Source organism: Halodesulfovibrio marinisediminis DSM 17456, from assembly GCF_900129975.1.
Classification (GTDB): domain Bacteria; phylum Desulfobacterota; class Desulfovibrionia; order Desulfovibrionales; family Desulfovibrionaceae; genus Halodesulfovibrio; species Halodesulfovibrio marinisediminis.
On the sequence record NZ_FSRG01000003.1, the window covers coordinates 139,521 to 164,734 of the forward strand.

A 25,214-nucleotide genomic window follows, 5' to 3' on the forward strand; every position below is an offset into this window, starting at 1 on the left:
TAATCAACGCGTAGAAAATGCATTTTTTAATATAACTTTTTGAAGTTTAAAGGGTTATTGTAAATATCGACTGTGCATACCGCGTGAACAATGGAAATGTGTTTTTTCAGTTTGATAGTAAATGTGCGCGTTGCGGCATGCTCTCTTTGGTGATTGGACATGACTTGTTGAAGACTTTCTGAATGTGATTTGTAGCAATCTGTCAGAAAGGGAGATCTTCGGTAGAACTAAAAACGTAGTTTCGTTTCTTTACTCTCTGGCGTGTCTGGAATATTGATTATGTTTGTTTGACCAATTATCTGAAAAAAATTCTGGAGTTATCCGTGGGCGATCAGGAATCGTTACAGAATATAATGACATTACAACTGAATGTGCGCTTTCTGCGTGGGTCAGCAGCTGAATTATATGGTGCTGGTGCTGGTGCAGGGGCTGATGGTGCCTGCGGCCTTGCATATGCAACGCCGTGCTCTGCTGGGTTGGATTTGCGAGCCTGTTTTGAGCAAGACAATATTATGATCCCTGCCGGAGGCCGTTATGCGATTCCTGCCGGTATCGCCATTGACCCTCAGTGTAATACTGTGGCGGGATTTATCTATTCCCGTAGCGGGCTTGGTACCAAAAAGGGATTAACCGTCAGTCAGGGCGTCGGGGTTGTTGATCCTGATTATCGCGGTGAAATATTTATTTCATTATTGAATACTTCCGGCGAAGACCGTGTCATCACACGTGGTGAACGTGTGGCACAACTGGTCTTTCAGCCGTTTTTCCGTGCTCAGATTTCCGTAGTAGATTCACTTGAAGAAACTGAGCGTGGCGAAGGTGGTTTCGGACATACCGGGACTATGTAACGTAAACTTATAACCCGCAGTGAGCGGTAAAAAAGCGGATAATAGAATGAGTACTAGTTTTGATGCATTGAAACATCGTGAAGAAAAGCTTTTATGCCGCACCTACGGGCGTTACCCACTCGCGATCAAGCGAGGCGAGGGCGCTCGTTTATATGACTTTGATGGCAAAGAGTACATTGACCTGTTAGCTGGTATTGCTGTGACTAATGTTGGTCATTGCCGACCGGAGCTTGCAGACGTAGTGGCGGAACAGGCTCGAAAGCTCGTGCATGTTAGCAACCTGTTTTATCAGGAAGAGCAGCTTGATCTTGCAGAAAAAATTCTCGCAACTTGTCGTTTTGACAAAGCGTTTTTCTGTAACTCTGGTGCGGAAGCAAATGAAGCAGCCATTAAAATTTGCCGACGATACACTCAGCGGGTTAAAGGGCGTGATGCAGGTGAAATTATTACCTTTACAGGTGCATTCCACGGCAGGACTCTGGCAACCGTTGCCGCAACAGGACAGGCCAAGTTTGCAGATGGGTTTGCCCCAATTCCACAAGGCTTTAAGCAGGTTGAGTGGGGTAATCTTGACGTGTTGGAAGAGGCAATTACCGATTCCACAGCCGGTGTGCTTGTAGAGGTTATTCAGGGTGAGGGCGGAATCCGTCCAATGACTGCTGAGTTTGCAAAAGGTGTTGAACGCATTTGCCGTGAAAAGGGTATTCTCTTTATGGTGGATGAGATTCAGACAGGTCTTTGTCGTACCGGTAAGTTTTGGGCACACCAGTTATTTGACCTCCAGCCGGATGTCATGAGTTGTGCTAAGGCTCTTGCCAACGGTCTTCCAATGGGGGCAATGCTGTGTACTGATGAAGTTGCACAGGGCTTTGAACCGGGAAGCCATGCGACCACCTTCGGTGCAGGGGCAGCTCTTTCTGCTGTTGCAGCCAAAGTTATCGATATCATGGTTGATGAAAAGCTTGCAGAACGTGCACATGATCTTGGTGAATACGCCATGAATGCTTTCCGTGAGATTGGTAAGCGTTGTCCAGGTACTATTGAAGAAGTACGTGGCCATGGTCTTATGATTGGTGTTGTTCTTGCGAATGAAGGAAAGGCTGTGTGGGAAGCGCTTATTGAAAAGGGCTTTATTTTGAACCTTACTCAGGAGCGAGTGCTGCGTTTGGTGCCACCGTTAGTGATTACGAAAGAAGATATTGATGCTTTTGCCAATGCGTTAGAGGAGTTGCTCTCTCAAAAATAGCATCGTTACTTTTATTGCCATTACTGCAAATTCCCTGTCTCAGAAGAGACGGGGAATTTTTTTTGAATTTTACAATTTTTTCTAAAGAAAATTTTGTAACGGCATAAATTGTAATAATAAGTCAGGTTGTCATCGTGATTGTCGACAATTTTGTTGCTGATAAACCGCTGAGATAGCACGTCTGTTTTGAATGTCAAAATATTTGTTACAAAAATGTAAAACTAGCAAACAGTGCGATTTTGACGTTAAAAGTGGGTGAGCTGAGGGGGCGGATGAGCGGGTAAAAAAGTGAATAAGGTTGATGGGCGCTATTAAGCTTTTTTGTGTTATAAGTATCTATAATATATAATTAAAAGTTATAATGATTGTGTAAGCAATTAAATCAAATTTTATGTTTTTTTATGAGAATCTCAGTTGAGTTGACAAAAAATAAAATACTCATGTAATAAGATTGGGAGGTTAGCGGAGTTGCGTTCGAGGGGGTGTATGGGGTTTTTCTTTTTGAAATTTTTTCAAAATGCCTCATTTTTTGTCCGCACTGTAAAAAATTCTTTCCTTTTTGAACGTCATCTTCTTCTTTTTCTAAATAACAAAAATGGAAACAGGATGCCCCGTGCGGTGTCCGATATAGGATGTATTCATCATGGCGATGATTGAAATCAAAGATATCAACAAATGGTATGGCGACTTCCACGTTCTTAAAAACGTGAGTGAAAAGGTTGAACAGGGTGAAGTGCTTGTTATCTGTGGCCCTTCAGGCTCTGGTAAGTCAACTTTTATTCGTTGTATCAACCGCCTTGAAGAAATCCAGAAAGGCGAAATTCTGCTTGAAGGTCATTCCATTCATGCAGATGACGTTAATGTAAACGACTTGCGCACAGAAGTGGGCATGGTGTTTCAGCAGTTTAACCTGTACCCGCACCTCACCGTTCTCGATAACGTAACGCTTGCACCGATTAAGGTGCGCAATATGCCTAAAGGACAGGCTGAAGAGCTTGCAATGAAATTGCTTGAACGTGTTGGCATTCATGATCAGGCAAGTAAGTACCCTATCGAGTTATCCGGTGGTCAGCAGCAGCGTGTGGCAATTGCCCGTGCTCTTGCAATGAGGCCAAAGGTTATGTTGTTTGACGAACCTACCTCTGCTCTCGACCCTGAAATGATTAACGAAGTTCTCAACGCTATGAAGGATCTTGCACGCGAAGGCATGACAATGCTGTGCGTAACGCACGAAATGGGCTTTGCCCGTGAAGTTGCTGACCGTGTGATCTTTATGGATGGCGGTGAGATTGTGGAAGAGGGTACACCGGAGCATTTCTTCACCAATCCGCAACATGAGCGAACAAAGGCTTTCCTGAAGGAAATCCTCTAGAATAATATGGGTTTGTTATCTTTCGCAAACTCGACCAGCTTAATAGGAGTAAGTATATGAAACGTTTTGTGCTGATGGCATTGACTTTATGTCTCGTACTGGCCTGCACCACTGCTTTTGCGGGCAAAATTGACGACATTAAAGCACGCGGTGCATTAGTTTGTGGCGTTAAAGATTCTGTAGTTCCTTTTGGTTTTGTTGATCAGGATTCCAGCCAGCTTGTTGGTTTTGATGTGGATATCTGTCGCGCAATTGCAAAAGAACTTGGTGTTGAACTGCAGCTTAAGACAGTTACTTCCTCCACCCGTATCCCGATGGTTGTTAACGGACAAGTTGATATTGCCGCAGCTACTATGACTCACAAACATGCTCGCGATGAAGTTATTGACTTCTCCATCACATACTTCATGGACGGTCAGAAACTGCTCGTGGCTAAAGATTCCGGTATCAAGTCTGCAGCTGATCTTGCAGGCAAAAAAGTAGCAACCGTAAAAGGTTCTACTTCTGAGAAAAACATTAAAACTGCTCAGCCTAAAACTCGCGTACTTTCTTTTGACGAGTACCCACAGGCATTCCTTGCTCTCAAGCAGGGTAAAGCAGTTGCTGTTACTACCGACTCCACCATCCTTCTTGGCCTTAAAAACTCTGCTCCAGACCCATCCAAATGGGCAATCGTTGGTGATTACATTGCTGCTGAGCCTTACGGTCTTGGTATTGCAGAAAACGATTCCGATTTCCGTGATCTCATCAACAAAGTTCTGAACGACCTTTGGCGTTCTGGCGAATACCAGAAAATTTACAACAAATGGTTCGGCAAAGACACTAACTACTATCTGCCTCTTACCTGGCAGATGGAATTGTGGCCATAAGCTCTAACTAACTGATAAAGAGCGCAATGGCTGCATTGCGCTCTTTATTTTACTGTTTCGAGGCTGTTTTGAATTATACGTTCGATTGGAATAAAGTCCTCTCCGGTGAGTATCTGGATTGGATCATTAGTGGTGTTGGCGTTACTCTGCAGATCTCTGCGGTCTCGCTTGCCATTGCTTTACTGCTCGGTACTGTTATCGCTGTAATGCGCATGACGAAGGTTAAGCCGCTTATCTGGTTTAGTGCTTCGTTTACTGAATTTTTCCGTAATACCCCGCTTCTTGTACAAATATTTTTCTGGTATTTCGGTGCAGATAGTTTTCTTCCGCGATTTCTTCTTGAGTGGCTCTATGAGCAGGACTTTGAGTTCTGTGCTGGTGTTATCGCTTTATCTGTTTACACCGCAGCATTTATTGCTGAAGAAATTCGTGCTGGTGTAAACTCTATTCCTAAAAACCAGCTTGAAGCATCCCGCGCTTGTGGTCTCACTTTTGTGCAGGCTATGCGGTATGTAATTTTGCCTCAGGCATTCAGAATTATTGTGCCTCCTATGATCTCACAGGCACTTAACCTTGTTAAAAACTCTTCCCTTTGTATGACTATCGGTGTTGCAGAGTTGACCTATATGGCTCGACAGATTGAATCGTATACGTTCCGCGGGTTTGAAGCATTTACTATCAGTACGCTTATCTACCTGTGTATCTCACTGTTAGTTTCTTTCTCCATTAACTTCTACAACAAGCGCTTCCTGCGTGCTGTTAGCTACTAGGAGAACGACGTATGCAATGGGATATTGTAATAGATAACTTTCCGTACCTTCTCTGGGGTGCGTATCCTGAAGGCCCTTTGGGCGGTCTTGCACTGAGCGTTCTGCTTTCTATCGGTGGTATTTTTGGTGCATTTTGGATCGGTCTTGCTGCCGGTTTGATGCGTCTTTCAAAACGCTGGTACATAAAAATTCCGTCTGTAATTTACATTGAAATTATTCGCGGCGTGCCGTTGCTCATGCTTATTTTCTGGTTTTACTTCCTTGCGCCGATTTTGCTTGGAAAAACTTTGCCGGAAGCTGAGTCTGCATTGGTTGCATTTATTGTATTTACAGGTGCATATATCGGTGAAATCGTACGTGCAGGTGTTATAGCGCTGCCAAAAGGGCAGATGGAAGCATCCCGTGCGAGTGGGCTTAGCCATCTTCAGGCCATGCGTTATGTCATCTTGCCTCAAGCACTGCGCAATATGATTCCTTCTTTTGTTAACCAGTTTGTTTCATTGACAAAAGACACATCGCTAGCATATGTTATCGGGGTTGTCGAACTCACTCGTGCCGCAGTACAGGTAAACAACCGTACGCTTTCTGCTCCGATGGAGATCTACCTTACGATCCTTGTCATGTACTTCGTGATTTGTTACGTCCTTACTGCCTTGAGTCGAAAACTTGAAAAGAAAATGGCTCGATATCAGGCAAGAGGGTAATTAATTTATGGCAGACCTTGTCAGACTGGAAATACGTGTTCCAGAGCATATGCAGGATATGGCAACAATTGCCATGGTTCAGCAGCTCAATTATGGCTGGGAAGAAGAGAATCTTCCGACCGGCGACGTTCTTTACCGTGTTCACATTGAGAATCCGGCATTCTGTGAAGAGTTTTTGACTGCGCTTTACAGTGCGGTTCCGGAAGCAGATGTGACTCGTACTGATGTGCCTAATCAGGACTGGATGAAGGCATGGCGTGACTTCTTTACTCCGGTGAAAATCGGTGAGCACTTTAAGGTTATTGCACCTTGGATGTGTGAGAAAGAGCCGCTTGAAGGCCGCACTCCTATCGTGATTGAACCGAAGACTGCATTCGGTACAGGTCATCACCCAACTACAGCTTTGTGCCTTGCTTCTGTTTCAAAGCTTGCGTCTGAAGGACGCATTCACGAAGGCCAGACCTTCCTTGATCTTGGAACAGGCTCCGGTATTCTCGGCATTGGCTGTGTTAAGCTTGGACTTTCTGGTGTGGGCGTAGATATTGATATGCTCGCCATTGAAAACACAGAAGAAAACAAAGAGCTCAACAATGTTTCTTCTGAAACTTTCGAAGTTTATCAGGGCTCTGCAGATGCAGTCTGTGGTGACTTCGATGTGGTTCTTGCTAACATTCTGGCTCGTCCTTTGATGGAAATGGCAGTAGAAATCTTTAAGCTTGTTAAGCCGGGTGGTTGCCTTGTTCTTTCTGGCCTGCTCGCAACTCAGGCTGATCAGGTTGAAGCTGTGTACAGAGAGTTAGGACTTCCTGAAGCACGTCGCATCATCGAAGGTGAGTGGGCTGCACTTATCTGGGAATAAATTCTGATCGTTTATAGTCGACAATTGGTCGAACTGTCGCATTAGATACGTATTTATATTTTGGCCAAAAAAGCCCCGCTGCAATGCAGCGGGGCTTTTTTGCGTCTATGAACTTAATTTTTATTCACTGAATGCTTTCTTCAAAGCCTCTTCCATTTGGCTGGTTGTGAATATATCGCGTAAGACTATTGGTGATGTTGCGTTTTTTCCTTTCGGGAATATGGCAACGACAGGAATAGAGCTGGAACCAAGAGACTCAAGGAATTTTTGCTGTTCAACATTCTCGTTGGTCATGTCTACTTGAACAAATGTCACATTGAATTCTTTTTTCCAACGAGCCCTGTTTTCGGGAGTGAGCACTGTCTGCTCCAGCACCTTGCAGTTAGGGCACCAATCCGCCGTGAAATCTACAACTAAGCGTTTGTGGTGTAGTTCCGAAAAGAAAGTATCTGGAGTGAACTCTTTCCATTCCTCTGCTTTGGGTGTTTCCTTGAAAACTGTAAAAATAGTAATAGCAACGAGTAGGATACAGAGAAGTCGAATAAGGATATTGCGGAGCCTAGAGTAAGCCAGTCCAGAGAATCGCCCCCATGCCCATGCGGCTATTGTGGTTACCCACAGGATAATAAGCATGTCCGGTAGAATTTCTGTCGGGAGTATGAGCAGCAGGTACACAACTGTTCCCATAAGGAAAAAACCGACAAGTTGTGAGAGTGTGTGCGTCCATGCGCCGGGATGAGGAAAGCGGGTGACCAGTGTAGGAAACATTGCCATTGCAAAATAGGGCAGCGCCATGCCTACACCGATAGACAAGAAGATTAATATAAGTACGCTGATAGGTTGTAATAACGCCCAGCCTAATACCCCGCCAAGAAAGGGTCCACTGCATGGTGTAGCCAGTAGTGTAGCTAGGAGTCCTGTTGAGAATGCACTCCATCTGTCATTTCCGTTCTTAGGTCCGTGACCTGTAATGCTGAACATTGGTAATGGAAAAATATCAAAAATCGAAAGTGCAAGAGCAAAGATCACAATAACCAATGCGATCAACAGGCCCTGATTCTGGAAAAGCTGTCCCCAGGCCAGTTCAAATGTGCTAAGAACAATAGTCAATAATGAGAACCAGGTGAGAATTCCAAGTGCGAAAAAGAGGTTATGTTCACGGAATATGCGCGTACGCTCGGCCTTGTCTGTGATCCTTGTGGCAACCAACAAAGAAGTTAGTTTCAGGCTGATTACAGGCAGTACGCATGGCATGAGGTTTAGAATGAATCCAGCGAGTAAACCCAAAAGAATGGCCTTGCCTAGCGTGCCAACTTCTAATGCTTTCAAAAAGTAGCGTGGTGTAAACGTGTACTCATGTTTTTTTACGTCCTGTTTAGGCGTGAAGTCCATAACAGCTTTCGATTGTTTGGATAAGCTGCTGGATGACGTTTTGCTTTTAAACTTGGATGTAAGAGGCGTGCCTGTTGAATCAGCTTGTGATGGGAGTTGAACTCCGAGTTCTTGAGCCAGCTTGGCAGTCTCGTTGGTTGAAGAGGCGTTTCTATGAGTAGCAGTATCGGGAGCAATTGCTTTAATCGATAGGTAATTGTTCCACCATTGCTGTGATTCAGCCTCCGCAAGGGTGGTGTTCTTCCAGCTGACAGGAATAACCTTATGGACAGGAGTGCATCGGACATCAGAGCAGAGTAGCAGCGAGGCAATAATGTTTATATCGGTTACAGCAGGAGCGGGGATTGTGATGAAGATATTTTCTGCACCTTCATACAGGTACGTTGTCTTATTTGTTAAGATAGGGTCTGGAGCTTTGATGCCCGCAGGATAGCGCACTGTTGTTCCAGCGATAGACGGGGAAACAGAAATAGATGTAGGTTTTCCCGTTTCGCCTTTTTCACGGGAATAGAAGTGGTATTCAGAATCCGGTGTAATGCGTAGCTTGATGACGGTAGCGTCATTCTGGGTTGCTGAGAAGAATGGCTCTGCAGAAAAGCTAGCCGGAATGGTAGAAGCAAGTCCGAGCCCCAGTGATATGATGAGGCAAAGGGTAGCTATACAGAATATAAAAAGAAGTTTTGTCTGTTTCATACTATATTTATGGTTGATTTTATTATGGTTGGCAAAAGTTATTGGTAGTTGTCGAAAGAAATAAAGATATGATCCGCGCTGTGAAAAGTGCCTTGAAGTCAGTATGGTCGATGACGTTAAAAAGAATATGAAGTTTCATTAGGCAGCTAGGCTGGTTATATCTATCAAGCAGATGGTGAGCGCAATTTGACTCATTATTTTTCACATGCTAGCTGCGCAATGATATGAAAACATTACAGAATATCCACAGAAGATAGCAACTGATATTTTTTTGATAGCGTATTGCTATCGTTGTTAGTCACTGTGAAATAATGATTGTGAGTAAATTATATGAATTTATTCGATGCACTGAGTACGATAACTCATCGCCCAGATGTATGGTCAAAATATACCGCAGGTCAACTGTGGGCTGACCCGTATGTTGCGACACAGATGTTGAATTTTCACCTTAATCAGGATGTTGATTTAGCCTCGCGTAGTGAGCGTTTTATCGATGAATCCGTAGCATGGCTGAATACAAAATTTGGTTTGAATGAAGATACAAAGGTGATTGATTTTGGTTGTGGACCTGGCCTTTATACGTCACGTTTTGCTCAATGTGGTGCTGAGGTGACAGGAGTGGATTTTTCCGCAAACTCAATTGACTACGCAAAGCAATATGCAGAGGAACATGGTCTCAGTATTACTTATGTGGAGCAAAATTACTTAGAATTTGAAACCGAGGCTGAATTTGATCTTGTTACGATGATAATGTGCGACTTTTGTGCGCTGTCACCGCAACAACGAGGTCTGCTTCTTAAAAAATGGAAACGTATGTTAGCTGCTGATGGTTCAATTGTTTTTGATGTTTATACGGATAAGGCATTTGCTCATCGGAAAGAGTCTGAAACGTATGAGCGTAATTTGATGAACCATTTTTGGGCACCGGATGACTATTTTGGCTTTATTAATGTATTTAAGTACATTGAAGAGAAAGTGAAATTGGATAAGTACACAATTGTTTTACCGGATGAAACACGTGTTATCTACAACTGGCTTCAGTTTTTTACACTTGAAGCACTTTCTGAAGAAGTAGAAGCGCATGGACTGCGTATCGATTCTGTATATAATGATGTGCGGGGTGAGGAATATACCGGTTCGGATGAAATGGCTGTTGTGCTGCGGAGTGCATAGCCTTAGGTTTGGCTTTGCGAGAAGAAAGAATAAAGGCGACTGTTTTTGTAGTCGCCTTTTCTTGTTTTTTTATATGAGGTTATGGCGCTTGCGATTATTCAATACAAATCATGTCATACGCATCGCCTGTCAGGCATACGCTAGCTCCGTCGGTAACTTCAAAGGTATTTTCAACGCCAACCATGCCAATGCCCGGGATGCCGATCTTTGGCTCCAATGCAATGACATTGCCTTTTTCAAGTGGTTCATCAAAACTTTTTGCAATGACAGGATGTTCGTCGACACCAAGGCCGATACCGTGACCAAGGAATTTAACTTTGTTGGCACCCAGTGCCATAAAACCGTCTTCAAAGCCGGCACGTTCTGCCATTTTGAGAGACTTTTGATAGAGCTCTGATGGAATGCTTCCAGGGCGTAGCTCTTCGGCGATAGTGTTTTGGATTTCTATACAGATTTCGTGGGCGTTACGGACGACATCCGGAACGTTTTTCTTTGCCCCAGCCCAGTAAACCTGAGTTTTGTCGGTGTGGTATCCCTCAAGTGCAAAGCCAATATCAACAGCTAATGGGGAGTTGTTGCGCCACACTTTGCCTGCATATCCCATAAATGGGGTTGCAGGGTGTTCACCTATTAAGCCGAGAGGGCCGTTAAAGTGGCTCGGGTAGTTGCCGGATTCTCCAGCGGCAATGTGCCCGAGAAAAACATCTTCGCCAAAGGTATTCATACGCAGCATGCCGCAGTGTCCTTTTGCAAAGAATATTTCCCATGATACATGGGCAATTTCGCGCTCTGTCATGCCGATGTGAAGACGTTTCGGAAGGTCGTGGTATACCGCTTTATGGTGACGGGCCCCAGCCAGGCGGAGTTTCTTTAACTCCCATTCTGTCTTAACAGCACGTCCGGCAGTTAAGATTTTGTCGCATGGGATGAATGATATATGCGGTAGTTTTTTACGGAGAAGGTCTCCCACCTGCCATGTGACACCGGAAAAATCGACCCCAATATCAGCAGCTTCGGCAGGAAGAAGCGGGGAGCCGACACCGCTTAGAATTTGTTCAATATCGCTGAATGAGCGGAACGCATGAATTTCTTTAATAGAACTTTCAAGACGACATCGCTCAACACCGTGGCGAGCCATAAGTACAGGTGTTCCCTCTTTAGGGAGCCAGAATACTCCGTTCGCAAGGGTTCCTGTGAGGTGATATAGCTGGATGCGGGAAAATACGAGCATGCCGGATACGTCCGGCATAAAACGATCTAAGAGTTCACGGCAGCGTGTATGGCGAATCGCAAGCTCTTCTGCCGGGATTTTTTCAATAACTGGTAATATCTTAGACATAATTGCTCCTTGGGTGTGCCAGTCGGTTATAAGCCAATCTGCACCAGTGGGCAATGGGGATATGAACTACTGGTGTTCCCAGCAAATACAGTATACAGAAACCACAGGCTGCGGTAGTTATGTTTGAAAGTATTGTGGCACTCATATTTAATTATAATGCCCTAGCGATACGTTATTAACTTCGTGCCAGAGGTGAGTTTTGTTCGCCTCGCAACATTTTCTGAGAGGAAATTATGATTTTTGATGAATCAATGCGCGAGGCACTTGTCGAGGCAAAGGTAATCGCGATCATCGGCGCAAAAGATAAAGCTGGTCAGCCTGTTAACATGGTCGGTACTTATCTTATAGATCAGGGATACACTGTTATTCCAGTGCATCCAATTCGGCAGAACGTGTGGGGACTGACAACATATAAGTCCATTGCAGATATTCCAGTACATGTTGATATCGTGAACGTATTCCGTGCATCACAGTATTGTTCTGCCCATGCTGATGAGGTTCTTGCGCTTAAGCACAAGCCGAAAATGTTCTGGATGCAGTCCGGCATCAGAAGTCAGGAAGCCGGAGAAAAACTTGCTGCCAATGGGATTGCTGTAGTTGAAAATAAATGCATTATGGTTGAACACAGCAGGCTCGGCTTGGAGAATAAATAGATGAAAGAAGCGTTTGATTGTCAGATGTGCGGACACTGTTGTGAAGGTGAGGGCGGTATTATTGTCAGTCCTACAGATCTTGCCCGTATTACAGAACATTTGAAAATGTCTGCTGAAGAATTCACCGAAAAGTATGGTGAAACCAAAGACGGCAAGCTGCGCATTCGCGTAGGTGAAGATAAGTACTGTATTTTCTTTGTGCAGGGTAAAGGCTGCGGTGTGCATATTGCCAAGCCTGATATTTGCCGTGCATGGCCTTACTTCCGTGGTAACGTAATTGATTCTGAGTCTTGGGAAATGGCTAAAGACTTTTGCCCGGGCATCCGAAGAGATGTAACCCATGGTGAATTTGCAAAGCAGGGAAAAGCGTATTTGCGTGAACATAACCTGCTTGCCAGTGATAAAAGTTGTGAGGCTCGCGCTCTTATTCTTGATGATGAGTAGGTCACCGCTTTACAATATACTGTGATTTTAAAAAGGCTGGATATTCATAGGGGAAGTGCTCTTATGAAGCCGGCCTTTTTTATATATAATGTTAGCGTATGGTAAAATTCGTACAATAACATGATGTTATTGCATGTTTTTTTAGATGCAGAGACAAGTCATTTTGACTGTTGCGCACCGGAAGCTGTGAATGCGTGAGTGTCGTCCGATGGGCATGGCTGTTTGGCAGCTTTGCTGCGGTTTGGTTGTCATGATCTGCATATGTTTCAGCAGGTGAATTACCTGTGCTGCCCAGTTTGTCTTTTATGGAGGAGTCGTGACGTTACGCGAATGCTATAAGTTACTGAATGTACCCAACGGGGCTTCTGAAGATGTTGTCAAGCAAGCGTACCGTAAGCGCGCTTTTGAACTGCATCCGGATTTGCATCCGGATGATCCTAATGCGTCACGTAATTTTCAGCAGCTGAATGAGGCATATGTTATTATTACATCTGCTTCAAAAAGTACTGAGTCTTCAAGTTCTTCTTCATATTCCGGTAAAGCGCGCTCTGCAGCTAGTGGTTACCGCTCCGAACGTGAATCTCGCGACAGTACTGTGCGTGATCGCGCTCGTGCAGCATACCGCAAAGCAAAGTCAAATTTTGATGCTCAGAAAAGCAGGCATGCAAGCAGCGGCGATACGTATAACAAGCAGCGTCCAGAGTTCGATGATTCTTTTTGGAACCAGGAACAGCGCAGTTATTCAAAAGAATCTGTTTTAAATGAGATCCTGAACGATCCGTTCGCAAAGCGTGTTTTTGAAGATATTTATCGCGAGATTAAGCGTGATGGCGGTAAGACGATTACCATGCCTAAAAAGCGTAAACTCTCAATGCAGTGGGGCGAACGCGATATTTCTGTAGATATGACAGGCGGTGTGAAAGGGTGGTTGCAAAGACAGCTTGATGACAATCAGGAAATGCATTTGCCGATGCATAATCTTCGCCCCGGGGCTAAGGTGCTGCTGACTCTTTCACAGGGACTTAGTGGTGGTACCCGTAAGCTGGAAATTACATTGCCCCAAGATTTTAGAGTAGGACACCCAATCCGTCTGCGTAGGTTAGGGCGAAAGATTGGGGGCTGGGTTGGTGACTTATATCTGACGATTTATGGTCGCATGTAGTTTGTTGAAAAAGTAATGAAAAAATCCTGTCGAATTTTATTCGACAGGATTTTTTGTTTTTCAAAGGTGAATTAAAACTCTCTATCAAGCAGCAGGTGTGAAAAATACCCGACTACAGCTGCAAGATAGAATGGTAGTGTTACTATCCATGTCTCTCGAAAGAAAATCCATGGCAGTGCAATCAAAGGCGCTGGAACGAGAAGCATAGCCCACCATGTGTGTGTCCAGCCTCTGTGTTTTCCTAACGCCGGAAGCATTGCAAAAAGCCCTAATATCGCGGCCCATTGGTAATAATGGTTAACAATGAGTAATACGTCTGTGATGGCCATGAGGGAGTAGAAAAAGTTCTGCCCTTTGGACTCGGTGTCGGTGTCTGGAAAAAGTGAAGCCATGACTGCAATGGCAAATAATGATGCAAGAAGCCAGATGTCTTGAGGAAGGTATGAAAAATAAACCGCAGCTGCGATGGCACTGCCACCTAATACTGCGCCACCTGTAAGGTGAGCTTTATATCCGGGCATAGTGTTTCCTTGTTCAAACAGAAATTTTGTTAGTAATATAATAAAATTATGTGATCCGGTAAAGACTCGTGCTGTGGTGAAAGAGTAGTTGTGTACAGTTGTTATTGATTATCTATCTGTTATAAAAATATTTTTGTATTTCGATATCATGGAGGATCTACAACTTATGGGCATAATACAACAGTGTAGAGCAGGACGGGCACGCTGCCTGTTTGCACATAAAGCGCCGAGGGGACGCCCTCGGCCAATGGAAACACTCCGGACCTTCGGGTCGGTAGCGGGGAAAAAAAGTGAAATGTAATTTTACTTTTTTTCCCCGCTTTTACTTTCCTGAAAGATCAAATAGTTACTTTTGCATATTTGAGCGATCAATCAAATATTTTTCATAAAAGTGATTGAATACTCAAATCAGCACGTTTTTTCAATGATTCCGAGTTTTCAAGTAAAATGTGGCATTTATTGTGATGATAAAATCACAAAAAGCTGTTTTTTCTGAGTTTTTTTGCAATAAATAAATTCAAAAAAAAACACTATTCTGGTTGCCAATGTTTGTTAGCGGCGTTAGGTTAAGGTTGTAAATAGAGTGATACACTTTCGAGGCTATTATTGTGATTGGTACCCACAATGTGTACGGCCCAGAGTGAGAATAGTTGATATGTGAGACAGCACACAATCTGACTACCAAAAAAATACGGGTTTTTGTTACCTATGGGTTAAGGTGACAAAGATAATCTCGTTTTTTTATGAGTAATATCTTGAAATTGCTATAAATGTAGTCTTCGCCTGTCTTACCTTTGTTGCATCGCAGTTGGGGTCTGTATTGCTTCAAAGTTCTTCTGTTTTTTGTGTCGCTCTCCGCTGAACTGGTGTTTTAGGCATGTTTCTTATGCCAATTTGCTGCCTTTTTCAGTCAACACTCGGAGGAGCCATGGAAACCATCCCTCTTAACTCACCGGATAAAGAATTCATCCGTGAAGTTCAGGAGAGAAGTGGACAGAATGTGCTTACTTGCTACCAATGTGGCAACTGCACCGCTGGCTGTCCTTATAACTTTGCGTATGACCTCTCTGTAAGTCGTATAATGCGTCTCGTGCAGCTTGGTCAGCGTGAAACCGTCCTTAAAAGCCATTCTATTTGGCTGTGTGCAACCTGTCAGTCCTGTACAACTCGCTGTCCTAACAGCATTGATGTCGCCAAAATTATGGATGTTCTGCGTCACATGGCACGTGAAGCAGGTTACGCTACTGAGCGTAATGTAAAAGCATTCGGCGATGCTTTCCTTGAGTCGGTCGAAAAGCACGGTCGTGTGTATGAACTTGGCGTTACAGCTTCATACGTATGCAAAACAGGTAGATTCTGGACAGATGTAGATCTTGCTCCGGCAATGCTTCCTAAAAACAAGCTTTCGATTAAGCCGCACGAAATTCGCGGTAAAGAACACGTTGCTGAAATTTTTAAACGTTTCAGAGAACGCGACACCGCCAAGGAGAACAGCTAATGTCAATTTCTGTAGGATACTATCCGGGCTGTTCCGGTAGTGGTACGTCTATTGAATATGACAAATCCACCCGTGCAGTCTGTAAAAAGCTCGGCATTGAGCTTAACGAAATCGACGATTGGAGCTGTTGTGGCTCCACTCCGGCTCATACAGTAAACCATACTCTTTCTGCTGCTCTTTCTGCTCGTAACCTTGTTCTTGCAGCTAAACAGGGACAGGAAGAGGTGGTGACACCTTGTCCAAGTTGCCTTGCCAACCTGCGCGTTGCTTCTCATAAAATTGAAGACGAGAAATTTCGCCCAGACGTTGAAGCCCTTCTTGATGAATCCTGTGAAAAAGCAGCTACTGTAGCTTCTACTTTGCAGCTTATCGTAGAAAAAGTCGGCATTGACGCTATTAAAAAAGCTGTTGTTAAACCGCTCAAAGATCTTAACGTAGCTTGTTACTACGGCTGCATTATGAACCGTCCACCGGAACTTATGCAGTTTGATGATCATGAAAATCCAATGGCGATGGACAAGATCATGGAAGCGTGTGGTGCAACAGTGCTGCCTTTCCCGCTTAAAGTTGAGTGCTGCGGTGCCGCAGCCGGTATGCCAAAGAAAAATCTCGTAACTGAACTCTCAGGACGTCTGCTTGACGTTGCAGACTCACTGAATACTGAGATTATCGTAACAGCCTGTCCTCTCTGTCAGATGAACCTTGATCTTCGTCAGGGTCAGGTTAACCGTGCAAACGGTACCCGTTACGATATTCCGGTTATGTACTTCACACAGTTACTCGGTTTGGCTCTTGGTCTTTCTGCTGAAGAGGTTGGCTTGTCCAAGCTCGTAGTAGACCCAACACCTCGTCTGCGTTTTGCTGGCGTTTTATAGCAAGGAGAGAGTATGCGTATAGGCGTATTTATCTGTCACTGTGGCAGTAACATCGCGGCTACTGTTGACTGTCCGGCTGTAGCGGAGCAAGCAAAGACATTGCAGGACGTAGTGTTTACTACAGACACTATGTATACCTGTTCCGAGCCGGGACAGAACGAAATTATTGAAGCCATTAAAGAACATGGTCTTGATGGCGTAGTGGTTGCTTCTTGTTCACCTCGTATGCACGAGGCAACATTCCGTCGTGCTCTTGAGCGTGCAGGTCTTAACCGCTACATGCTTGAAATGGCAAACATTCGTGAACACGTTTCCTGGATTGGTAAAAACAAGGAACGTAACACGGTTAAAGCTTTTGAGCTTGTATCTATTGCTGTTGCAAAGCTGCGTAACAACAGCCCGCTTTACGCGAACAAGTTTGACGTTAATAAGCGTGTTCTTGTTATTGGCGGCGGCGTTGCTGGTATTCAGGCTGCACTGGACTGTGCAGATGCCGGATATCAGGTCGTGATGGTAGAGCGTGAGCAATCCATCGGCGGCAAAATGGCAAAAATCGATAAAACATTCCCGACCGTTGACTGTTCCTCATGTATTTTGGGACCGAAAATGGTAGACGTTTCTCAGCATGAAAATATTACGCTGTATGCAATGTCTGAAGTGGAAAAAATCGATGGTTACGTTGGTAACTTCGAAGTGCAAGTGCGCAAAAAAGCTACCTACGTAAACTGGGACGAGTGTACTGGTTGTGGCGCATGTATGGAAAAATGTCCAAGTAAGAAGAACATTGATAAGTTCAACGAAGGCATTTCCAAATGTACCGCAATTAATATTCCATTCCCGCAGGCGATTCCTAAGAAAGCCGCAATCGATCCTGAAGGCTGTATGATGCTTAAGAAGGGCAAATGTGGTGTATGTGCCAAAATTTGTCCTACCAAGTGCATCGACTTTGAGCAGCAGGATGAAATTATTACCGAAAAAGTCGGCGCTGTAATCGCCGCTACCGGTTACGACATGTTCGACCATTCTGTGTACAAACAGTATGGCGCAGGTCAGTACCCGGACGTGATCACCTCCCTGCAGTATGAGCGTCTTATGAACGCATCCGGCCCTACCGGTGGTCACATCAAACGTCCATCTGATGGTAAAGAGCCGAAAAAGGTTGTGTTCGTACAGTGCGTAGGCTCCCGTGACCCTGCGGTTGGTCGCCCATACTGCTCCGGTTTCTGCTGTATGTATACTGCTAAGCAGGCAATTCTGACTAAAGACCATATCCCTGATTCTGACTCTTACGTATTCTACATGGATATTCGTTCTCCTGGTAAAGGCTACGACGAATTTACCCGTAGAGCACAGGAACAGTACGGTGTTCAGTACCTTCGCGGCCGCGTATCTATGATCTACCCTAAGGGTGATCGTTACGTTGTTCGTGGTTCTGATACTCTTGCCGGTACTCAGGTAGAAGTGGAAGCAGATCTTGTAGTTCTGGCTGTTGGTGCGGAAAGTGCTAAAAATGCACCTGCACTTGCTGAAAAAATGCGTATTTCCTACGACTCCTACGGATTCTTTATGGAAGCTCACCCTAAATTGAAGCCTGTTGAAACAAACACCGCTGGTGTTTACCTCGCAGGTTCCTGCTTGGGGCCAAGAGATATTCCAACTTCCGTTGGTCAGGGTAGTGCGGCAGCAGCTAAAGTAATGAGCCTGTTCTCAAAAGATAAGCTTGAAAGTGACCCTCAGGTTTCCAAAGTAGATGTATCTCGCTGCGTTGGCTGCCTGAAGTGTGCTACCACTTGTCCGTTCGGTGCTATTAAAGAAGTGACCGACCGTGCAGGCAATGTAAAAGCTGAAGTTATTGAAACAGTATGTCAGGGCTGCGGTATTTGTACCGTTACCTGTCCTCAGGGTGCTATCCAGCTCCAGCACTTTACAGACAACCAGATTCTCGCGGAGGTTAACGCCTTATGTCAGGCTCAACTGGACTTTTAGCAGAAGATCGCGATCTTCGTATCGTTGGCTTTCTGTGTAACTGGTGCTCCTACGGTGGTGCAGATACCGCAGGTGTTGCACGTTTTGAACAGCCTACTGATTTACGCGTAATCCGCGTTCCTTGTTCTGGTCGTATTGATCCGCTGTTTATTGCACGTGCACTCCTTAGTGGTGCAGATGGCGTACTTGTATCCGGCTGTCACCCACGTGACTGTCACTACGCAGAAGGTAACTTCTACGCTCGCCGCCGCTTCGAAATGCTTAAGCAGTTCCTGTCCGTTACCGGTATTGATCCGGAGCGCTTCCATTACACATGGGTTTCTGCATCCGAAGGCCAGCGTTGGCAGGATGTTGTTACCTCCTTTACAGAACGTATTCACAAACTCGGGCCGGCACCAAAATTGTCCGGTGGCACCGGTTATGATGAAGAGTGTCTGAAAGAAATCGCGGCTGCTGTTGCTCTTGGCGAAGCGTGTCCGTGTCATAAGGAGAAAGCGTAATGCAGGCTCTTGCAGAACTTAAAGAACAAATCCGTCAGGCATTGCCTGAGCTGGATGTCGTTATCGGTTGGCAGCAGGGTTTTGATGCATTGCATACCAGCCCTCTCTTTATTCGCTCTGAAGAAGATATCGATAAGCTTGTTGTTAACGAATACTGCGTGACAAACCCGTCTTCCTACCTGCGCGAACTGCGTGGTGGCAAGAAGGTTGGTCTCGTATTGAAAGGGTGTGATTCCCGTTCCGTTATCCAGCTTCTTCAGGAAGAGCTTCTTAACAAAGAAGATCTCACCATATTCGGTTTCGGTTGTAACGGTGTGATGAGCCTCACTAAGCTTCAAACTCGTTTTGGCGATATTGGTTACATCAAGTCTGTTGAAAACGACGGTACTTCTGTAACTGTTGAAGCTGGTGAAAAGAAAGAGACCGTTCCATTTACTGAATTGTGTGCTGATAAGTGCTTAACATGCTCTTACCCGAACACCTTGCAGTGCACCCACTTTGCAGGCGAAGAATCCGCTAAGAAACCAGAATCTGAAACCAATAAGGCTCTCGAAGAATTCGAAAAGCTTTCTTTGGAAGAACGTTTCGCGTTCTGGCAGGACCAGATGCGCCGCTGCATCCGTTGTTATGCATGCCGTAACGCATGTCCAATGTGCGTATGTAAAGATCACTGCCTTGCTAACTCTCGCGATCCTAAATGGCTGAGCGAAGAGACTGATGTGCAGAATAACTTTATGTTCCAGCTCATTCACGTAATGCACCTTACAGGGCGTTGCGTAGAATGCGGTGAATGTGAGCGCGCTTGTCCAATGGACATTCCAATCATGTTGTTACGACGCAAAATGGCTGGCGTTGTGCGTGATGTATTCGCATACAACGCAGGAACCAACCCTGAGGATACTCCTCCGCTTATGTGTTTCAAAGTGGAAGAACCAACTATCGAGGAGCGGCACTAGTCATGGCTTGCAAATTTATCACACACGAAAACATCAATTCGTGGCTTGAAGCACTGGCGAAAGACCACGTAGTGTTTGTTCCGGTGGATGACAACGGAACCGTGACCTATCGTCCGTATGGAGAAGACCGCAAGCCGGTTCTTGACCGTATCCCTGTGCGTTCTCCTAAAGAAGCAGTTTTTCCTCAGAACGAAACTCTGCTGACCTATAAATATGATAAAAATCCGGAAGACCTTGAGCGTACCTCTGTTCGCATCAAAGAAACTTTGCCGAAAGAGCGTGCAGTAGTTTTCGGTGCGCGTCCATGTGGTGCTCGCGGTATGACCGTTTTTGATAGCGTGTTTGTTAACGATCGCATTCGTGATCCGTACTACGCAACACGCCGTGAAAATACATTGGTCGTTACTATTGCTTGTAATGCGGTTGAGTCTACTTGCTTCTGTCACGAAGTAGGTAGCGATCCTGCAGACAAAGCTGGTTCCGACATACTTTTGACTCCTGTAGAGGGGGGCTTCGCTGCTGAAGCTGTGACCGAACGTGGTGGAAAGATGCTTGAAGAAAGCTTCTTTGCAGATGGCGGTGACAAATGTGCTGAAGCAGAAGCGGTACAGAAAGCAACTCGCGAGATGCTTGGTGAAGCACATGATTTCTCCAATGCTCCAGAGGCGCTTCTTGCTGTGTTTGATGATGACGAGTTTTGGGAAGAGCAGGCTGCCGGTTGTCTCAGCTGTGGCGCATGTACTTACCTTTGTCCTACCTGTTACTGCTTTAATATTACTGATGAGCCAACAGGTACCACCGGTAAGCGTCTTCGTACATGGGATACCTGCATGAGCTTCCAGTACACTTTGGAAGGTAGCGGTCATAACCCGCGTACTACCAAAGCGAAACGTCTCAAAAACCGTGTGAACCACAAGTTTGCATACTACCCTAATACATACGATAAGCGTTTTGGCTGTTGTGGTTGTGGTCGTTGCATCAAGAGTTGTCCTGCTTCTATTGATATTCGTTCTATTGTTAAAGCAGCACAAGCTCGCAGCGCCAAGAAGGAGTCTAAGTAATGAAAGCTAATCCAGTTCTGCCGGAGATGGCTACCGTCATGGAAGTAGTGGAAGAAACTTCCAACATTAAAACCTTCCGTGTTCGTTTTGATGATGAAGAGGTTATGAAAAAGTTCACTTTTGAACCGGGACAGGTAGGTCAGCTGTCTGTTTTCGGTGCAGGTGAATCAACATTCGTAATCAACTCTTCCCCGACCCGTATGGATTACCTCCAGTTCTCCGTAATGCGTGTAGGTGAAGTTACTTCCCGTATCCACCAGCTTAAAGCCGGTGACTCTGTTGGTGTTCGTGCTCCTCTTGGTAACGCGTTCCCGACTGAAGAGATGAAAGGACAGGACGTAACCTTTATCGGTGGTGGTATCGGTATGGCTCCGCTGCGTACACTTCTTGTGTACATGCTGGATAACCGTGATGATTACGGTAAGATCACTCTTCTTTATGGTGCTCGTACTCCTCAGGACCTGAGCTATCAAGAAGACCTTGCGGAGTGGATTGAGCGTGACGATATTGATGTAGTGCTGACCGTAGATAATCCAGACGAAGAGTGGGGCAAAAAGCCTTACCAGAAAACTGGTCTTATCCCGAACGTACTCAAAGAGATTAATCCTGATAACAGCGGCTACGCGGTTACTTGTGGCCCTCCAATCATGATTAAGTTCACCCTCATGGCTCTTAACGAACTTGGCTTTAAAGATGACAAAATCATCACTACTCTCGAAAAACGTATGAAATGCGGTGTTGGCCTCTGTGGTCGTTGTAACATCGGCGATAAATACGTTTGTGTAGATGGTCCTGTGTTCAAGTATTCTGAACTTCAGGAACTGCCTAACGAACTGTAGTTTGATTGCTATAGAATGACGAAGCCCCCGATGCCCATAGTGCATTGGGGGCTTTTTTGATGCCTCTTCCTCATCCTCTTGAAAAAGATTAGGAAATTACTAGGTAGGGTGGGGTAAATGTTGCTTCGGTGATCCTTCGGCAAGATATTATTTCAGGACGGGACATAACAAAAAAAGCCCGCTGCTGATGCAACGGGCTTATTTAATTTCAAACTCATATGAGTCTACAGGGAAGCGCCAACCATTCTGAGGAGGCGAGCGAGCTGGTTGGTAAAGCCGGCTTCGTTGTCGTACCAAACGAGAACTTTAACCATGTTACCATCCATTACGCTTGTGCTGAGACCGTCTACTACGCCGCCGTGTGTATCGCCGATGTAGTCAACGGAAACGAGAGGTTCGTCAGAGTAGCCGAGATTGGCTTTCAAAGAACCTTCAGCTGCTGCTTTCAAAGCTGCGTTAACTTCTTCTGCAGTGGTGTTTTTTTCCACGGTGCAGGTAAGGTCAATCAGAGAACCATCAGGAACTGGAACACGAATAGCCATACCGTCAAGTTTGCCCTGAAGTTCAGGAAGAACAAGACCTACAGCTTTTGCTGCGCCAGTGGTTGTTGGAATCATGGATACGCCAGCAGCACGTGCGCGGCGAAGATCCTTGTGAGAACCGTCGAGGATTCTCTGACCCATAGTGTAACCATGGATGGTTGTCATAAGACCATGTTTAATACCAAAGGTTTCATGGAGAACCTTTGCTGCCGGAGCAAGACAGTTTGTGGAGCAGGAAGCGTTAGAAAGAACGTGATGTTTTTCAGCATCATAAATGTCTTCGTTTACGCCCATAACAATGGTTGCGTCCACGTCTTTGCCTGGTGCAGAAATGATAGATTTCTTAGCGCCACAAGCAATGTGCTCGGCAAGACCGTCACGGTCTTTAATGGTACCGGTGGTTTCAACAGCGATGTTAACCCCGAGTTCGCCCCATTTCCATTCGCCGCGTGCGCAACGTGTAACGATAATCTGCTTACCGTTTACTTTAAAGCCCTCTTCGTTAGCTTCAACTTCTCCAGTAAAGGTTCCGTGAACGGAGTCGTACTTGAAAAGGTGAGCAAGAGCTTCGTTGTCAGCGCGTGCGTTAATAACTGCAACTTCAAGTTCTGGGTCGTTAACGAGAAGACGAACGAGATAGCGGCCAATGCGACCAAAACCGTTGATACCAAGCTTCACAGCCATGAGAAAGCTCCCTAAGCGGTAGTGTGTTAAATCTTGTTAGAGCAGCCCAGCACGTTCTTAATTTTGTGCTGAACCATTTCTTTTACAGCCTGACGGGCTGGCTTGAGGTACTGGCGTGGATCGAAATGAGATGGGTTTTCTGCAAAGTGTTTGCGGATAACTGCTGTCATTGCAAGACGGATGTCGGTGTCAATGTTGATCTTGCAAACGCCGTAAGTGGCAGCCTTACGGAGCAACTCTTCCGGAACACCTTTAGCAGAGCCGATGTCTCCGCCGTACTTGTTTGCCATTTCAACAAACTCCTGAGGCACGGAAGAAGAACCGTGGAGTACAATTGGGAACTCAGGGAGCATGTTGGTGATTTTTTCAAGACGCTCAAAGTCAAGGCGTGCTTCGCCGGTGAATTTGTATGCGCCGTGACTGGTTCCGATAGCAATAGCAAGAGAGTCACAACCGGTGCGCTCTACAAATTCTACTGCCTGATCAGGATCGGTGTAAATGGACTCTTCAGAGTGAACGTCATCTTCAACACCTGCAAGACGACCAAGTTCAGCTTCAACAACAACGCCACGTTCATGAGCGTATTCTACTACCTGTTTGGTAATAGCGATGTTTTCTTCAAAGTCGAGGTGGGAACCATCAAACATTACTGAAGAGAAGCCGCCGTCAATGCACTGTTTACAAATTTCAAAGTCCTGACCATGGTCAAGGTGCAGAGCAAGTGGATGATCAGTTTCTTCAAGAGCAGCTTCGATGAGCTTTTTAATGTAAGTCTGACCTGCGTAACGGCGAGCGCCTGCGGAAACCTGCAGGATAAGAGGAGCTTTTTCTTCCTGAGCTGCCTCCATGATACCCTGAATAATTTCCATGTTGTTTACGTTAAACGCACCAACTGCGTAGCCTTCCTTGTATGCGCGGGCAAACATCTCTTTAGTACCGGTAAGTGGCATAAATAACCTCCTCAAAAAAAATTATGGTAGTCATGATATTACGTATAAGAACCATAATTCCATGATTACTAATAGAAAAACATAAGCTTAACCGTGCCACTTTGCTACTAAAAGATGGGTTCGACCATGGGCGCGTATGGGGCGGACCAAGAAGTTAACCGTTTACACTACTGGTGCAATAAAACACCGCACAGAACGGCTCAAAGGGCAAAAATGGATAAGCACTAGTTAGTATCTACGAGTCAGTCGTGTAGACGAAAAAACACACTGACGACAAACATGTGTACTTTACACGTGGTGCTCATAAAAGCAAAGTAAACAAACTGCAATAGCTAGTTGCATATTTCTTTAAAATAATTTTGTGAACAATCGTTAAATGTACCATTCATCACTGGGAGTACTGTTCAATTTTTCTTAAAGATTGTGCCGTGCTGCGTTAGAAAGTAGCGGCACGGCACAAAAGGTACTCTTTTTTAATAATCACGTACTGTTAAATATTGCAGTGCTGTATTGGCTATTGATCCATGTTCAAGACAGAGAGGGCAGACATGGTTTGTTCATCTGTAAAATCAAATTTCAATGGTGTCAGCGTTACGTATCCCTCTGACAGCAGGTCTCGGTCTGTACCCATTGCAACATCTTCTGGTGGAATTTTACCGTCCAGCCACCAATAGCTTCCACCACGCGGGTCAGTTTTATGTACATACCAATCTTTCCATGTCGCACTTGTCTGTGGGCAGACTCGTAGCCCTTTAACTTTGTCCATCGGCAGGTTAGGGAAGTTCAGGTTTACAACACAGCGTTTGGGTAGGGCATCCCACGGAAGGTTTTCTGCAATTTCAACAGCAAATTTTGCCTGTTCTGACAAGTCATCAGGTCTGAAATTATCAAAGGAAACAGCCATGGAAGGGTAGCCTGTGCTGGCGCCTTCAGTAGCAGCAGAAACAGTTCCGGAATACAGAATATCCGGTCCTACGTTTGCGCCTGCGTTAATTCCAGAGATAATGAGATCAATTTTATCTTCAATAAGGCTGCGTAACCCAAGCTTGACGCAGTCAACAGGAGTTCCATAAACACCAGTGCCGCGGAAACCGTTTTCGTGGAATTCTTTGACGCGAAGCGGCATGGAAAGGGTTACTGCGTGACCTACTGCAGACTGTTCTGAAACAGGTGCCACACAGTGGACCGTGTGGCCTGCATTAATCAGCGCGTTGTACATGGCACGCAATCCCGGTGCTTGAATTCCGTCATCGTTTGTAAGTGCAATAATCATAACAA

24 protein-coding genes are annotated in these 25,214 nt (G+C 45.2%); 18 read left to right on the forward strand and 6 right to left on the reverse strand.

Translation table 11 applies throughout. The features are described from left to right. Nucleotides 1-323 precede the first annotated feature (323 nt). The 7 genes from dut to BUR09_RS00725 all read left to right on the forward strand — a co-directional run bounded on the left by dut (nucleotide 324) and on the right by BUR09_RS00725 (nucleotide 6,668). Nucleotides 324-848, forward strand: a complete 525-nt coding sequence (dut, locus tag BUR09_RS00695; protein WP_139296714.1) for a dUTP diphosphatase — start codon at nucleotides 324-326, stop codon at nucleotides 846-848. A 46-nt stretch (nucleotides 849-894) separates the two neighbouring features. Then, complete coding sequence (locus BUR09_RS00700) at nucleotides 895-2,094, forward strand: aspartate aminotransferase family protein (RefSeq protein WP_074215051.1); 1,200 nt, start codon at nucleotides 895-897, stop codon at nucleotides 2,092-2,094. Between the two features lie 643 nt (nucleotides 2,095-2,737). After that, nucleotides 2,738-3,466 (forward strand): amino acid ABC transporter ATP-binding protein, encoded by a 729-nt coding sequence (locus BUR09_RS00705; protein ID WP_074215052.1) that lies wholly within the window; start codon nucleotides 2,738-2,740, stop codon nucleotides 3,464-3,466. 56 nt (nucleotides 3,467-3,522) lie between these two features. Beyond that, the gene (locus BUR09_RS00710; protein WP_074215053.1) at nucleotides 3,523-4,335 is read left to right on the forward strand and encodes an ABC transporter substrate-binding protein; all 813 of its coding nucleotides are present in this window, start codon (nucleotides 3,523-3,525) and stop codon (nucleotides 4,333-4,335) included. Nucleotides 4,336-4,403: 68 nt separating this feature from the next. After that, nucleotides 4,404-5,105 (forward strand): amino acid ABC transporter permease, encoded by a 702-nt coding sequence (locus BUR09_RS00715; protein ID WP_074215757.1) that lies wholly within the window; start codon nucleotides 4,404-4,406, stop codon nucleotides 5,103-5,105. An 11-nt stretch (nucleotides 5,106-5,116) separates the two neighbouring features. Next, on the forward strand, nucleotides 5,117-5,809 hold the full coding sequence (locus BUR09_RS00720; protein ID WP_074215054.1) for an amino acid ABC transporter permease: 693 nt from the start codon (nucleotides 5,117-5,119) through the stop codon (nucleotides 5,807-5,809). A gap of 7 nt (nucleotides 5,810-5,816) precedes the next feature. Next, on the forward strand, nucleotides 5,817-6,668 hold the full coding sequence (locus BUR09_RS00725; RefSeq protein WP_074215055.1) for a 50S ribosomal protein L11 methyltransferase: 852 nt from the start codon (nucleotides 5,817-5,819) through the stop codon (nucleotides 6,666-6,668). Between the two features lie 120 nt (nucleotides 6,669-6,788). Here the strand turns inward: BUR09_RS00725 and BUR09_RS00730 are convergent, their stop codons facing one another. Continuing rightward, the gene (locus BUR09_RS00730; RefSeq protein WP_074215056.1) at nucleotides 6,789-8,753 is read right to left on the reverse strand and encodes a protein-disulfide reductase DsbD family protein; all 1,965 of its coding nucleotides are present in this window, start codon (nucleotides 8,751-8,753) and stop codon (nucleotides 6,789-6,791) included. A 330-nt stretch (nucleotides 8,754-9,083) separates the two neighbouring features. On the opposite strand from BUR09_RS00730, the gene BUR09_RS00735 reads away from it, so the two are divergent. After that, nucleotides 9,084-9,926 (forward strand): class I SAM-dependent methyltransferase, encoded by an 843-nt coding sequence (locus BUR09_RS00735; protein WP_074215057.1) that lies wholly within the window; start codon nucleotides 9,084-9,086, stop codon nucleotides 9,924-9,926. Nucleotides 9,927-10,020: 94 nt separating this feature from the next. Here the strand turns inward: BUR09_RS00735 and BUR09_RS00740 are convergent, their stop codons facing one another. After that, nucleotides 10,021-11,265 carry a M24 family metallopeptidase gene (locus tag BUR09_RS00740; protein WP_074215058.1) on the reverse strand — a complete coding sequence of 415 codons (1,245 nt, stop codon included), beginning with the start codon at nucleotides 11,263-11,265 and terminating at the stop codon, nucleotides 10,021-10,023. Between the two features lie 233 nt (nucleotides 11,266-11,498). Here BUR09_RS00740 and BUR09_RS00745 point away from each other — a divergent pair, with 233 nt between their 5' ends. The 3 genes from BUR09_RS00745 to BUR09_RS00755 all read left to right on the forward strand — a co-directional run bounded on the left by BUR09_RS00745 (nucleotide 11,499) and on the right by BUR09_RS00755 (nucleotide 13,524). Next, a complete protein-coding gene (locus tag BUR09_RS00745) occupies nucleotides 11,499-11,918 on the forward strand; it encodes a CoA-binding protein (protein WP_074215059.1) in 420 nt (139 codons plus the stop codon). Further along, nucleotides 11,919-12,362 (forward strand): YkgJ family cysteine cluster protein, encoded by a 444-nt coding sequence (locus BUR09_RS00750; RefSeq protein ID WP_074215060.1) that lies wholly within the window; start codon nucleotides 11,919-11,921, stop codon nucleotides 12,360-12,362. A 316-nt stretch (nucleotides 12,363-12,678) separates the two neighbouring features. Continuing rightward, entirely contained in the window at nucleotides 12,679-13,524 is an 846-nt protein-coding gene (locus BUR09_RS00755; protein ID WP_074215061.1) for a J domain-containing protein, read from the forward strand. Nucleotides 13,525-13,595: 71 nt separating this feature from the next. On the opposite strand, the gene BUR09_RS00760 is transcribed toward BUR09_RS00755, so the two are convergent. Then, the gene (locus BUR09_RS00760; RefSeq protein WP_074215062.1) at nucleotides 13,596-14,045 is read right to left on the reverse strand and encodes a metal-dependent hydrolase; all 450 of its coding nucleotides are present in this window, start codon (nucleotides 14,043-14,045) and stop codon (nucleotides 13,596-13,598) included. Nucleotides 14,046-14,973: 928 nt separating this feature from the next. Between BUR09_RS00760 and BUR09_RS00765 the strand changes: the two genes are divergently transcribed. From BUR09_RS00765 to BUR09_RS00795, 7 genes are read left to right on the forward strand one after another with little or no spacing between them, the layout of a single operon-like run. Further along, entirely contained in the window at nucleotides 14,974-15,543 is a 570-nt protein-coding gene (locus BUR09_RS00765) for a 4Fe-4S dicluster domain-containing protein (RefSeq protein ID WP_074215063.1), read from the forward strand. Further along, complete coding sequence (locus BUR09_RS00770; protein ID WP_074215064.1) at nucleotides 15,543-16,418, forward strand: CoB--CoM heterodisulfide reductase iron-sulfur subunit B family protein; 876 nt, start codon at nucleotides 15,543-15,545, stop codon at nucleotides 16,416-16,418. The genes BUR09_RS00765 and BUR09_RS00770 overlap by 1 nt, the downstream gene beginning before the upstream one ends. A gap of 12 nt (nucleotides 16,419-16,430) precedes the next feature. Then, on the forward strand, nucleotides 16,431-18,404 hold the full coding sequence (locus BUR09_RS00775; protein ID WP_074215065.1) for a CoB--CoM heterodisulfide reductase iron-sulfur subunit A family protein: 1,974 nt from the start codon (nucleotides 16,431-16,433) through the stop codon (nucleotides 18,402-18,404). After that, the gene (locus BUR09_RS00780) at nucleotides 18,380-18,904 is read left to right on the forward strand and encodes a hydrogenase iron-sulfur subunit (protein ID WP_074215066.1); all 525 of its coding nucleotides are present in this window, start codon (nucleotides 18,380-18,382) and stop codon (nucleotides 18,902-18,904) included. The genes BUR09_RS00775 and BUR09_RS00780 overlap by 25 nt, the downstream gene beginning before the upstream one ends. Next, the gene (locus tag BUR09_RS00785; protein ID WP_074215067.1) at nucleotides 18,904-19,860 is read left to right on the forward strand and encodes a 4Fe-4S dicluster domain-containing protein; all 957 of its coding nucleotides are present in this window, start codon (nucleotides 18,904-18,906) and stop codon (nucleotides 19,858-19,860) included. Before BUR09_RS00780 ends, BUR09_RS00785 begins: the two co-directional genes overlap by 1 nt. Before the next feature lie 2 nt (nucleotides 19,861-19,862). Beyond that, nucleotides 19,863-20,921: a 4Fe-4S dicluster domain-containing protein gene (locus BUR09_RS00790; RefSeq protein WP_074215068.1), complete on the forward strand. Its 1,059-nt coding sequence runs from the start codon at nucleotides 19,863-19,865 to the stop codon at nucleotides 20,919-20,921. Continuing rightward, nucleotides 20,921-21,760, forward strand: coding sequence for an FAD/NAD(P)-binding protein (locus BUR09_RS00795; RefSeq protein WP_074215069.1), 840 nt, complete (start codon nucleotides 20,921-20,923; stop codon nucleotides 21,758-21,760). Before BUR09_RS00790 ends, BUR09_RS00795 begins: the two co-directional genes overlap by 1 nt. 224 nt (nucleotides 21,761-21,984) lie before the next feature. Here the strand turns inward: BUR09_RS00795 and gap are convergent, their stop codons facing one another. The 3 genes from gap to surE form a co-directional block, all read right to left on the reverse strand. Next, on the reverse strand, nucleotides 21,985-22,986 hold the full coding sequence (gene gap, locus BUR09_RS00800; RefSeq protein WP_074215070.1) for a type I glyceraldehyde-3-phosphate dehydrogenase: 1,002 nt from the start codon (nucleotides 22,984-22,986) through the stop codon (nucleotides 21,985-21,987). Between the two features lie 26 nt (nucleotides 22,987-23,012). Continuing rightward, complete coding sequence (fba, locus tag BUR09_RS00805) at nucleotides 23,013-23,936, reverse strand: class II fructose-1,6-bisphosphate aldolase (protein WP_074215071.1); 924 nt, start codon at nucleotides 23,934-23,936, stop codon at nucleotides 23,013-23,015. A 514-nt stretch (nucleotides 23,937-24,450) separates the two neighbouring features. Continuing rightward, nucleotides 24,451-25,209 carry a 5'/3'-nucleotidase SurE gene (gene surE / locus BUR09_RS00810; protein WP_074215072.1) on the reverse strand — a complete coding sequence of 253 codons (759 nt, stop codon included), beginning with the start codon at nucleotides 25,207-25,209 and terminating at the stop codon, nucleotides 24,451-24,453. Between the last annotated feature and the right edge of the window lie 5 nt (nucleotides 25,210-25,214).